The 10,811-nt window shown below is 73.0% G+C and carries 10 protein-coding genes and 1 pseudogene; 6 read left to right on the forward strand and 5 right to left on the reverse strand.

The window, feature by feature from the left end; genetic code table 11:
• Window positions 1-453: 453 nt before the first annotated feature.
• On the forward strand, window positions 454-1,914 hold the full coding sequence (locus E1258_RS07080) for a menaquinone biosynthesis decarboxylase (RefSeq protein WP_132397951.1): 1,461 nt from the start codon (window positions 454-456) through the stop codon (window positions 1,912-1,914).
• A complete protein-coding gene (mqnP, locus tag E1258_RS07085) occupies window positions 1,914-2,825 on the forward strand; it encodes a menaquinone biosynthesis prenyltransferase MqnP (RefSeq protein ID WP_132397953.1) in 912 nt (303 codons plus the stop codon). The genes E1258_RS07080 and mqnP overlap by 1 nt, the downstream gene beginning before the upstream one ends.
• 52 nt (window positions 2,826-2,877) lie before the next feature.
• On the opposite strand, the gene E1258_RS07090 is transcribed toward mqnP, so the two are convergent.
• Entirely contained in the window at window positions 2,878-3,876 is a 999-nt protein-coding gene (locus tag E1258_RS07090; protein ID WP_132397955.1) for a terpene synthase, read from the reverse strand.
• 134 nt (window positions 3,877-4,010) lie between these two features.
• Here E1258_RS07090 and E1258_RS07095 point away from each other — a divergent pair, with 134 nt between their 5' ends.
• A complete protein-coding gene (locus E1258_RS07095; protein ID WP_132397957.1) occupies window positions 4,011-4,640 on the forward strand; it encodes a UbiX family flavin prenyltransferase in 630 nt (209 codons plus the stop codon).
• An 85-nt stretch (window positions 4,641-4,725) separates the two neighbouring features.
• Here the strand turns inward: E1258_RS07095 and E1258_RS07100 are convergent, their stop codons facing one another.
• Complete coding sequence (locus E1258_RS07100; RefSeq protein WP_132397959.1) at window positions 4,726-4,992, reverse strand: BldC family transcriptional regulator; 267 nt, start codon at window positions 4,990-4,992, stop codon at window positions 4,726-4,728.
• Between the two features lie 268 nt (window positions 4,993-5,260).
• Here E1258_RS07100 and E1258_RS07105 point away from each other — a divergent pair, with 268 nt between their 5' ends.
• Entirely contained in the window at window positions 5,261-5,719 is a 459-nt protein-coding gene (locus tag E1258_RS07105; RefSeq protein ID WP_132397961.1) for an Lrp/AsnC family transcriptional regulator, read from the forward strand.
• Window positions 5,720-5,824: 105 nt separating this feature from the next.
• A complete protein-coding gene (locus E1258_RS07110) occupies window positions 5,825-6,916 on the forward strand; it encodes a PLP-dependent cysteine synthase family protein (RefSeq protein WP_132397963.1) in 1,092 nt (363 codons plus the stop codon).
• 73 nt (window positions 6,917-6,989) lie between these two features.
• On the opposite strand, the gene E1258_RS07115 is transcribed toward E1258_RS07110, so the two are convergent.
• From E1258_RS07115 to E1258_RS07125, 3 genes are all read right to left on the reverse strand, one after another.
• Entirely contained in the window at window positions 6,990-7,619 is a 630-nt protein-coding gene (locus E1258_RS07115; RefSeq protein WP_132397965.1) for a putative glycolipid-binding domain-containing protein, read from the reverse strand.
• 97 nt (window positions 7,620-7,716) lie between these two features.
• Window positions 7,717-9,861, reverse strand: coding sequence for a DEAD/DEAH box helicase (locus tag E1258_RS07120; RefSeq protein WP_132397967.1), 2,145 nt, complete (start codon window positions 9,859-9,861; stop codon window positions 7,717-7,719).
• Window positions 9,862-9,975: 114 nt separating this feature from the next.
• Entirely contained in the window at window positions 9,976-10,230 is a 255-nt protein-coding gene (locus E1258_RS07125; protein ID WP_243715249.1) for a hypothetical protein, read from the reverse strand.
• 103 nt (window positions 10,231-10,333) lie between these two features.
• Between E1258_RS07125 and E1258_RS33875 the strand changes: the two are divergent.
• A pseudogene (locus E1258_RS33875) lies at window positions 10,334-10,811 on the forward strand (hypothetical protein); the annotation flags it as partial.

Below are 10,811 nucleotides of genomic sequence, written 5' to 3' on the forward strand. Positions count from 1 at the left end.
CGCTGAGGAGCCCGACCTGCGGGACACCGCGCTCTACCACTCGGTCCTGGCGGCGGTGGCGGAGGGGAACGCGACCAGGGGCGGCATCGCCGGCTACATCGGCCGGAAGGCGACGGACCTGCAACACCCGCTGACCGTCCTGGAGAACGCGGGTCTGCTCGTCCGCGACCCGGACCCGCTGCGCAGCGGGCGGAGCCGGTACCGAATCACCGAGCCGCTCAGAGGGCTTCACCGACGAAGTGGCCCGGGAGGCGGCGCGCCGGCCGGACGTGGTCCTCGTCGACGCCGCCCGGCTGTACGTGGACTGAGCGGTGGGCGCCCGGCCCCGTCCACCCGGTGTTTTGCTCTTCTCCAGCGCAGGAGTGTCGGCTGTTGACAGGGGCCCTTCCTCTACGGAATGCGTTAACAAGGGGCCCTTCCTTGCACCTCAAGGGGGTGCGGGAGACTGGGGGTATGGCGGCACGTGGGTTCCCGTACACCGATCTGAAGGACTTCCTCGCGGCTCTGGAACGGGCGGGGGAGCTGCGCCGGGTCAGCGTCCCGGTGGACCCGACGCTGGAGATCAGCGAGATCGTCACCCGGACCGTGCGGGCCGGCGGCCCCGCGCTGCTCTTCGAGCGGCCCACCCGGGGCGAGCTGCCGATGGCGATCAACCTGTTCGGCACCGAGAAGCGGATGGCGATGGCGCTGGGCGTCGACTCCCTCGACGAGATCGGCGCGCGAATCGGCGCACTGATCAAGCCGGAGCTGCCAATCGGCTGGTCCGGCATCCGCGAGGGCCTCGGCAAGGTCATGCAGCTCAAGTCGGTGCCGCCGCGCAAGGTCAAGACCGCCCCCTGTCAGCAGGTGGTGTACTCCGGCGACGACGTCGACCTGGGTCGGCTGCCCGGCCTCCAGGTCTGGCCCGGCGACGGCGGGATCTTCCACAACTACGGGCTCACCCACACCAAGCACCCCGAGACGGGCAAGCGCAACCTCGGCCTCTACCGGCTCCAGCAGCACTCCCGCAACACCCTGGGCATGCACTGGCAAATCCACAAGGACTCCACCGCCCACCACGCGGTCGCCGAGCGGCTCCGCCAGCGCCTGCCCGTCGCGGTCGCGATCGGTTGCGACCCGGTCGTCTCGTACGCGGCCAGCGCGCCGCTGCCCAGCGACATCGACGAATACCTGTTCGCCGGGTTCCTGCGCGGCGAGCGGGTCGAGATGGTCGACTGTCTCACCGTCCCGCTCCAGGTGCCCGCGCATGCCCAGATCGTGCTGGAGGGGTACCTGGAGCCCGGCGAGCGGCTGCCCGAGGGGCCGTTCGGCGACCACACAGGTTTCTATACGCCGGTCGAGCCGTTCCCGGTGCTGCACATCGAGACGATGACCATGCAGCGCGACGCCGTCTACCACTCGATCGTCACCTCGAAGCCGCCGCAGGAGGACCACGGCCTCGGCAAGGCCACCGAGCGGATCTTCCAGCCGCTGCTGAAGCTGCTGATCCCGGACATCGTCGACTACGACCTGCCGGCCGCCGGGGTGTTCCACAACTGCGCGATCGTGTCGATCCGCAAGCGCTACCCGAAGCACGCCCAGAAGGTGATGAACGCGATCTGGGGCGCGCACCTGATGTCGCTGACCAAGCTGATCGTGATCGTCGACGACGACTGCGACGTGCACGACTACCACGAGGTCGCCTTCCGGGCGTTCGGCAACGTCGACTACGCTCGCGACCTGCTGCTCACAGAGGGGCCCGTCGACCACCTCGACCACGCGTCGTACCAGCAGTTCTGGGGCGGCAAGGTCGGCGTCGACGCCACCCGCAAGCTGCCCACCGAGGGCTACACCCGTGGCTGGCCCGAGGAGATGACCATGGCCCCCGAGGTCGTGTCGCTGGTCGACAAGCGTTGGAAGGAGTACGGGATCTGATGGCGACCGCCGCCGTTACGCCCGCGCGGCCGGGCCGCGTCAAGTCCTTCCTCAAGCTCGTCGCGATCGAGCACTCCGTCTTCGCGCTGCCGTTCGCGTACCTGTCGGCGCTGACCGCGATGCAGGTCAACGGCGGGCGGGTGCGCTGGGGTGACCTGCTGCTCATCACCGTGGCGATGGTCGGGGCGCGGACGTTCGCCATGGCCGCCAACCGGATCCTTGACCGGCACATCGACGCGCGGAACCCGCGTACCGCTGCCCGTGAGCTGGTCACCGGGGCGGTGAGCCTGCGGACGGCCTGGACCGGCGCGGCCGTCGCGCTCGTGGTGTTCCTCGCCGCCGCCGCCCTGCTCAACCCGCTCTGCCTGGCGCTGGCGCCGCTCGCGGTGATCCCGCTGATCGTCTACCCGTACGGCAAGCGGTTCACCAACTGGCCGCACGCGATCCTCGCGATCGCCCAGGCGGTCGGCCCGGTCGGCGCGTGGCTCGCCGTCACCGGCACCTTCGCCGGCTCGTGGCCGGCGTGGCTGCTCGGCGTGGCCGTCGGCCTGTGGATCGGCGGCTTCGATCTGATCTACGCCTGCCAGGACGTCGACGTCGACCGCGAGATCGGCGTGCACAGCGTCCCCGCCCGGTACGGGCTGCGGTTCGCCCTGCACGCCTCCACCGTCGCGCACGGGGTGACGTTCGCGCTGTTCATCTGGTTCGGGGCGCTCGTCGGGTTCGGCTGGCCATGGTGGATCGGGCTGGCGCTCACCGCGGCCGCGTTCGGGTACCAGCACCTCGTGGTCAGTCCGACCGACCTGAGCAAGGTCAACCGGGCGTTCTTCACCGCGAACGGGTTCGTCGGCATCGCGCTGTTCGTGTTCGCGCTGCTCGACCTGGTGGCCCGGCTGGGCCTGCGCCCCTGAGCCGGTCCGCGGCCTGGTGCGCTTGCGGTTTTGTGCGCTCGCCGGCTCGTGGTTAAGAGAGGGCCCCTGCTCTACCGGGAGCGTCGACAAGGGGCCCCTCCTTGCCGTAGCGGGCGCTCTCCAGCGTCCACTCGATCGTGCCGCGAACGGCGGCGGCGATCCCGTCGAGGTGTTCGGTGACGGCCTCGTCCAGCGCCGGCCCGAACGACGGCACGCCCGCGCGCAGCTCGACGAAGCGGCGCAGCGCCGCCCGCCACCGCTCGGCGGCCAGGCCGACCGCGGCGTTGACGCCGACAACCCGCTCGGCGGCCAGGGCCAGCACCAGGTTGTGCCCGCCGGAGGTGGCCCGGTCCCGCTCCAGCGAGGCGATGTCGTTGTACCAGGAGAGCAGGTCGTTGCCGAGGTCCGCGATCTCGCGCAGCCGCGGGTGGTGGTACACCGCGTCGGGCAGCGCCCGGCCGGTGACGAACTCGATCAGCGAATACGACACGTACGCCGCCGAGGTGGCCCGGCGCAGCTCGACGTACCGGGCCACGCCAGGTGGGCGGCCGGCCGCCTTGTCCACCGCCTCCTGCCAGACACCGTGCAGGTGGTGCCCGACCGCGTCGGCGAACTGCTCCTGCCAGCGGTCCGGCATCCGGCGGCGCGGCTCCCGCCACGCGCGCACCAGCAGCCGGCGCAGGGGGCCGGTGAGGCCCGGGTGCTGCCCCCGGGGGCCGTCGCGCAACAGGCGCAGCGTCCCGTGCCGCAGCGCCATGATCTGGTCGGGGTGCAGCCTGTCCGGCCCGTCGCAGGCGTCGTCGACCAGGAAGAACCAGGTGAACAGGGCCGCGATCACGCGCAGGTCGGGCTCGGTGGCCTGCGGGTAGAGCCGGCCGGCGTACCGGGCGAACCGGGCGCGGGACAACCGGTCCAGGGCGGGGCTGTCGAGCGGGAGGCCGACGCTGGGCATCCGGTCGTCGAGCCAGCGTTGCACCCGATCGGCGTACGGCGAAAGCCGAGGCGGGATCGGGCAGTCGGCGCGCAGCGACCGAAGGACATCGTCGGGCATCACCGATTTCCTCCCGTGGGACGTCGATCGCCCACCGCAGCATGACAGGTCGTTGCCGCGCTGGTGCCCCCGCCCGCCCCAGGGGGGTGGGGGTGGCCGGCAGTCGGCCGCCCTGACCAGGCAGGCTGGACGGTATGCGTGAACCATGGGTGGTGGGGGTTTCCGGCGCGTCGGGCACACCGTACGCGGCGGCAGTGGTCCGCGGACTGCTCGACGCCGGCGAACCGGTGGACCTGATCGTCTCCCGGGCCGCCCGGCTGACCATCCTCGACGAGACCGGGCGGGCCTTCCGCGACGGGCACTGGGCCGAGGACCTCGCGTCCTGGCTCGGGCGCGACCTGGGCGACGCCGACCTGCGGCACTGGCCCGCCGGCGACCTCGCCGCCGGGCCCAGCAGCGGCTCCTACCGGGTACGCGGCATGGCGGTCGTCCCGGCCAGCACGGCGGCCTGCGCCGGCATCGCGATCGGTCTGTCCAAGGACCTGTTGCAGCGGGCCGCCGAGGTCAACCTCAAGGAGCGCCGGCCGGTGGTGGTCGTGCCCCGCGAGACGCCGGTGACCCGCAGCCACCTGGAACACCTGATCGCCCTGCACGACGCCGGGGCGGTGGTGCTGCCAGCCAGCCCCGGCTTCTACGGCGCCGGGGCGTCCGCCTCCGCGCGGCAGCTCGTCGACTTTGTGGCGGGCAAGGTGCTCGACGCGCTCGGCGTGCCGCACACCCTGTTTCGCCGCTGGTCCGGCGAACTGGGCGCCGACCGCTCCTGAGCGGCGCGGTGGGTCGGCCCGGCCGCGAGATCGGTGGCCGGGACGCGGACCGGACTGACCGGCCCGTGCCCGTCAGCGCACCTGGTCAGTACATCCCTGCGTTGGCCGGGCCGGGGCCGGTCGACGCGGCGGGGCCGGCGTTACGGGCCTTTCCCATGTCGTCCGCCTCGTCCAGCATGCCCTCCCCCTCAAGCAGGGCTCGCACCTCGGATTCCCGAAACCGGCGATGCCCGCCTGGAGTCCGGATGCTGCCGATCCGGCCGGCCGCTGCCCAGCGCGTCACAGTCTTCGGGTCAACCCGAAACAGCGCGGCGACCTCACCCGGTGTCAGCAGGCGATCTCCAGTGTCCACAGCCCCCTCCTCGCGTCGACGAAGCCCTCGGCTGAACACACTGCCCCCGGCCGGTGCGAGCCCAGAGCCGTCATGAGGGACGTATGGCAATTACAGCACCAGCGACCTGGCCTGTCCGCCAAACGCGAAAAACGCACTGAGTGGGAAGTTAGTAAACGGGACCGGCTCTGCTCTCCCTCGACCGAAGGTCTGCGGACACTCACCTGCTGTCATGTGCAACGCATGCCGGGCGACCGGCGTTACGCCCCAACCACTAGGGTCACAATCCGTGGACGCCATCGACCTCAGCCTCGTGGAGCTGCTGCAAGGCAACGCCCGACTCTCGTACGCCGAGCTGGCCCGCCAGGTCGGGCTCTCCGCTCCGGCCGTGCACGAGCGGGTCGGCAAGCTGGAGTCGAGCGGCGTCATCCGGGCGTACCGGGCGGAGGTGGAGCCCGAGTCCATCGGCCTCGGCGTGACCGCGCTGATCGGCATCGTCGAGGACTCCGGCGGCGACACCGACGACGTGCTGGAGGCGTTCCGGCGGATGCCCGAGATCGAGTCCTGCTACTTCATGGCGGGGGTCGAGTCGTTCCTGCTGAAGGCGCGGGTCGGCACCATCGCCGAGCTGGAGCAGTTGATCGTGCGGCTGAACCGTACCCCCGGGGTGGCCTCCACCCGGACCGGGATCGCCCTCTCCACCAAGTGGGAGAACCGCCCACAGCCGCTGGACCGCCCCGTAGCCTGACCGGCCCACCGCCTGGCCACCCGTGACCTGATCGGCCCACCGCCTGATCGGCCCACCGCCTGATCGGCCGCGACCAGGGCTGATCCGCTTGCTACGTTTTCGAACATGACTCATCTCGACCGGTGCGACGAGGCCAGCCGGACGTGGGTGACCGAGGCGATCGCCACGGTCGAGGCCGATGCCAACCGGTCCGCCGACACCCACCTGCTGCCGTTCCCGCTGCCCCGGGAATGGGGGATCGACCTCTACCTCAAGGACGAGTCGGTGCACCCCACCGGCTCGCTGAAGCACCGGCTCGCCCGCTCCCTGTTCCTGTACGGGCTCTGCAACGGCTGGATCGGCCCGGAGACGACGATCGTCGAGGCGTCCTCCGGCTCGACGGCGGTCTCCGAGGCGTACTTCGCCCGGATGCTGGGGCTGCCGTTCATCGCGGTGATGCCGGCGTCCACCTCGCCCGAGAAGATCAGCCAGATCGAGTTCCAGGGCGGGCGCTGCCACCTCGTCGACGATCCAGCCAAGGTGGTCGTCGAGGCGCGCTGGCTCGCCGAGGACTCCGGCGGCCACTTCATGGACCAGTTCACCTATGCCGAGCGGGCCACCGACTGGCGGGGAAACAACAACATCGCCGAGTCGATCTACGCGCAGCTCGCGCTGGAGCGGCACCCCCTGCCGGCGTGGATCGTCGTTGGGGCCGGCACCGGCGGCACCAGCGCCACCATCGGCCGGTACACCCGGTTCCGGCGACTGCCCACCAAGCTCTGCGTCGTGGACCCGGAGAACTCGGCGTTCTACCCCGCCTGGCAGGCCGCCGACTGGTCGGTGTGCACCGGCCGGGGCTCGCGGATCGAGGGGATCGGCCGGCCCAGCGTCGAGGCGTCGTTCCTGCCCGCCGTGGTGGACCGGATGGTCCAGGTGCCCGACGCCGCCTCCCTGGCCGCCATGCGGGCCGGCTCGGCCCTGCTCGGCCGCCGCGTCGGCGGCTCCACGGGCACCAACCTGTGGGGCGCGTTCGGCCTGATCGCCGGGATGCTCGCCGAGGGCCGCGCCGGTTCGGTGGTCACCCTGATCTGCGACCCGGGGGACCGGTACGCCGACACGTACTACGCCGACGACTGGGTGGCCGGGCAGGGGCTCGACCTCGCCCCGCATCTGGCGACCGTCGACCGCTTCCTCGCCACCGGCAGCTGGCCCGCGTGAAAGGAGGGGCCCCTGTTAACGCATTCTGTTGTACAAGGGGCCCTTCCTAACACCCCTCCGCGCCCGGGAGGGCTCAACGCGGGGCGACGCGGTCGGCCAGGCCCGGGTAGTGGATCACCCAGCCGTCCGGGTCGACGTCAAGGTCGGCGGTGAACGTCCCGCTGGCGAAGCGGACCCGACCGGGGCCGAGGGCCGTGTAGACCTGCTCGGTGGGCAGCACCGTCAGGCTGGGCACCAGCACCCACGCCACGGTGATTCGGTGCGCCGTCCCCGGCGTCGCCGAGGCCAGCCCGAGCCGGCGTACCGCAAGGGTGTTGAACAGCGGCGATCCGCCCAGGTCGACGTCCGTTGCGCCGGCCAGCCGGTCCGGGTCGTCGGTGCCGGGCAGGCCAGCCGGCGGATGCCCGGCCGCCCGCAGCGCCGCGTCCAGGTTGCCCCGCTCGGTGGCGGTCACGCGCCACCGGCCGCCGGCCGGTTCCAGGCGTACGGTCCGCTGCCAGCCCGCGCCCTCGGCCTCTACCTCCAGCCGGCTGGTCGCCCAGTCGGACCCGGTCGTCAGCCGGTACCGGCAGGTGTAGGGGATCGGGTCGACGGCGAGGGCGGTGCCCTGCGCGCCGAGCCCGCTGTTTTCGTCGAACACCACGTGCTCGGTTCCGGCGGCGTCCATCCGGGCCCAGAACAGCGATTTCGGCGTGACCGGCATGAACCGGACGTTACGGCACGCCGTTCGCGCCGGCAGGACAAGCGGAAACGCCGCTGCGGGGCGTGGGCTCGCAGCGGCGTTCCGGTCGTCGCCAGGATCAGTGGGTACGCGCCGGCGGTCGCCCGCCGAAGCCGCGCCGGTCGTCGCGCGGTCGGTCGTCCCGTCCGCGCCCCTCGGGACGGAAGCTGCCCCGCCGATCTCCGGTGCGCGGGTCCCCGCCTCGCTCACCCCGCTCCGCGAACCGCCGCTCCCCGGCGGGCCGGTCGCCGTAGCGACGCTCGCCGACGGGGCGGTCCTCGTAGCGGCGCGGGGCGGTCGGCCGGTCGTCGTAGCGTTGTTCCCCTGTGGGACGGTCGCCGTAGCGGCGCTCGCCACCGGCCCGCTCGTCGAACCGTTGCCCGCCGGACGGGCGGTCGTCGTAGCGGCGCTCCCCCGTGGGCCGGTCGCCGAACCGGCGGTCCCCAACGGCACGCGGCCCCTGGTCGCCGTACCGCCGCTCGCCGGAGCCGCGTTCGCCCCGGCCGTCCCGGTCGCCGTATCGGCGCTCGGCTGTGGGCCGGTCGCCGTATCGGCGCTCGCCCGTGGGCCGGTCGTCGTAGCGGCGCTCGCCCGTGGGTCGGTCGTCGTAGCGGCGCTCGGCTGTGGGTCGGTCGCCGTATCGGCGCTCGCCCGTGGGTCGGTCGCCGTAGCGGCGCTCGCCCCGGTCCTCGAACCGGCGCGGGCCGGACGGGCGGTCGCCGTGCCGGCGTGGGGCGGGAGCCTCGTCGCGGACCGGCACGCCGCTGGGCTCGCGGGCACCGGTCAGCTCGGCCAGGGTCGGGTCGCCGGCCCGGACCCGGGTCTCCGCCGGCTCGACGCCGGCCTTCTCCAGCATGGCGAGCGTGGTCCGGCGCTGCTTGGGCAGCACCAGCGTGGCCACCGCCCCGGACTCGCCGGCCCGGGCCGTACGCCCTGCCCGGTGCAGGTAGTCCTTTGGTTCCTTCGGCGGGTCGACGTGCAGCACCAGGGAGACACCGTCCACGTGGATGCCCCGAGCCGCCACGTCCGTGGCGACCAGCACGCTCATCCGGCCCTCGCGGAACTCGGCCAGGGTCTTGGTACGCATCCGCTGCGTCTTGCCCCCGTGCAGCCCGCCGGCTCGTACGCCGACGGCGGCGAGCTGCTCGACGAGCCGGTCCACCCCGAGCTGGGTACGGGCGAACAGCATCGTCCGGCCGGACCGGGCGGCGATGGACGCCGTCACGGCGAACTTGTCGTGCGGCGGGATCAGCAGCAGGTGGTGGTCCATCGTCGAAACGGCGGCGGTGGCCGGGGCGGTCGAGTGGGTGACCGGGTCGGTCATGAACCGCTTGACCAGCGAGTCCACGTCACCGTCCAGGGTGGCCGAGAAGAGTAGCCGCTGGCTGCCGGCCGGCGTCTTGGCGAGAAGCTCCGTGACCTCCGGCAGGAAGCCCATGTCGGCCATCTGGTCGGCCTCGTCGAGGACCGTCACCTCGACGTCGTCGAGGTGACAGACGCCCCGATTGATCAGGTCGCCCAGCCGCCCGGGGGTGGCCACGACGATCTCGACGCCCCGCCGGAGCGCGTCGATCTGCCGGTCGTACGGCACGCCGCCGACGGCGGTCTTGAGGAAGATTCCGACGGCCTTGCCGAGCGGCACGAGAGCGTCGTTGACCTGCATGGCCAACTCCCGGGTGGGCACCAGCACCAGGGCCCGGGGGTGCAGCGGGCGGGCCCGGTTGCGCTTGGCGAGCCGGGCGATCACCGGCAGGCCGAAGGCGAGGGTCTTGCCGGAGCCGGTCTGGCCCCGGCCGAGGACGTCCCGCCCGGCGAGGGCGTCCGGGACGGTGGCCCGCTGGATCGGGAACGGCGTGGCGATGCCCAGCCGGCCGAGTGCCTGTACCAGCGGCTGGGGCAGGCCGAGCGCGGCGAAGTCGACGTCGGCCTCGACGAGGGCCTCGCCGTCGGTGTCCGCGTCGACCTTGCTGTCGGTCTCGGTGTCGGCGGGCGCGTCGACGGCGGCGTCGATCGTCGCGCTGTCGTCGGTGGTGGTGTCGGCCGGAGCGGTCTCGGCGACGGCGGTGGTGTCGGCCGGGTCGCCCGCGTGGGCCGAGGCGTCGAAGACGGACGGGAACTTGCTGGGGTCAGCAAAGGTGGTCAAGAAATGCCTTTCGAGCGGGGCGCATCTTCGCGATGGCCTGCCGCAGCTGAACGCCGCCGGATCGCCCGCAAGATCGCCCATGGGCGCGCCTCACGCGCGCCGGGGTCAGTGATCACGACAAGTGTACGGCGACACGGCAATCCCGCCACCGTGCCCTGGGAAGGTAGTGGGCGGGCTCACCATCCAGCGGGCCCCTCAGCTGTTGAGGAGGCCGCCGACCAGCCCGTCCATGGCGTTGCCGGCCAGCAGTACGACGAGCACCCCGATCGCGACGAGCAGCCCGAGCGACGCCGCCATGACGATCACCACCCTGGCGGTGCTGGACCGGGCGGTCGGGGCATCCGTCCAGCCCTGGGCCAGGATGTGCCCGGTCAGCGAGCCGGAATTGTCCAGTTGGTCGCCGGTAGGCAGCGCGACCGTGGCGAAGCCCGGCCCGTCGGTGCCGTACACGATGCTGGCCAGGTCGGCCGTTCCCGGCTCCGGACGCCCGGCGGGAACACCGACCGCAGCCCGGCTGCCGGCCGGACCGGTCGCGGGCGCGGGAACCCCGCTCGTGGCTGCCGCCGGCCAGGCGGTGGTCGGGGCCGCGCCGTACAGGCCGGACGCCGGTCGGCCCGGTGCGGGCGGGCCCGACGCCGGGACACCGGAGACCGGGGAGACCGGCGTCCCCGCCGTGCCGGCGCCAGCGGGCAGGCCGTCCCGCTGCGTGGCCGGGTTGGTCGGTGGTGGCCAGGCCGGCAGCGCCGGCGCCGGCACCACCACGGGTGGCGCGGAGGACGGCGGGGTCGCCGGCGCAGCCGGGACCGCCGGCGCGGAAGACGACCAGAACGCGGACGGCCCGGAGTCCGGCGATGTCGTGGTGGGTGCGGAGACACTCGCGGCGGCGGCCCAGCCCGAGTGGTGGCCCGGCGCCGGTGGCGCGGTTCTGGACGGGCCAGCCGGGGGCGGTGCCGACGCGGTCAGCGGTGGCGGCGGAAACGGCGGCGCGGGCATCGGACCGGGAGGCGGCGGTGGCGGCGGCACCGCCGGGC

The sequence above is a fragment of the Micromonospora sp. KC207 genome (genome assembly GCF_004348615.1).
Taxonomy (GTDB): domain Bacteria; phylum Actinomycetota; class Actinomycetes; order Mycobacteriales; family Micromonosporaceae; genus Micromonospora.

What these genes read in the sequence shown, in the direction of transcription:
- E1258_RS07080 (WP_132397951.1), top strand. Translation starts at nt 454, where the DNA reads ATGGCGGCACGTGGGTTCCCGTACACCGATCTGAAGGACTTCCTCGCG.
- mqnP (WP_132397953.1), top strand. Translation starts at nt 1,914, where the DNA reads ATGGCGACCGCCGCCGTTACGCCCGCGCGGCCGGGCCGCGTCAAGTCC.
- E1258_RS07090 (WP_132397955.1), bottom strand. Translation starts at nt 3,876, where the DNA reads ATGCCCGACGATGTCCTTCGGTCGCTGCGCGCCGACTGCCCGATCCCG.
- E1258_RS07095 (WP_132397957.1), top strand. Translation starts at nt 4,011, where the DNA reads ATGCGTGAACCATGGGTGGTGGGGGTTTCCGGCGCGTCGGGCACACCG.
- E1258_RS07110 (WP_132397963.1), top strand. Translation starts at nt 5,825, where the DNA reads ATGACTCATCTCGACCGGTGCGACGAGGCCAGCCGGACGTGGGTGACC.
- E1258_RS07115 (WP_132397965.1), bottom strand. Translation starts at nt 7,619, where the DNA reads ATGCCGGTCACGCCGAAATCGCTGTTCTGGGCCCGGATGGACGCCGCC.
- E1258_RS07120 (WP_132397967.1), bottom strand. Translation starts at nt 9,861, where the DNA reads ATGGGCGATCTTGCGGGCGATCCGGCGGCGTTCAGCTGCGGCAGGCCA.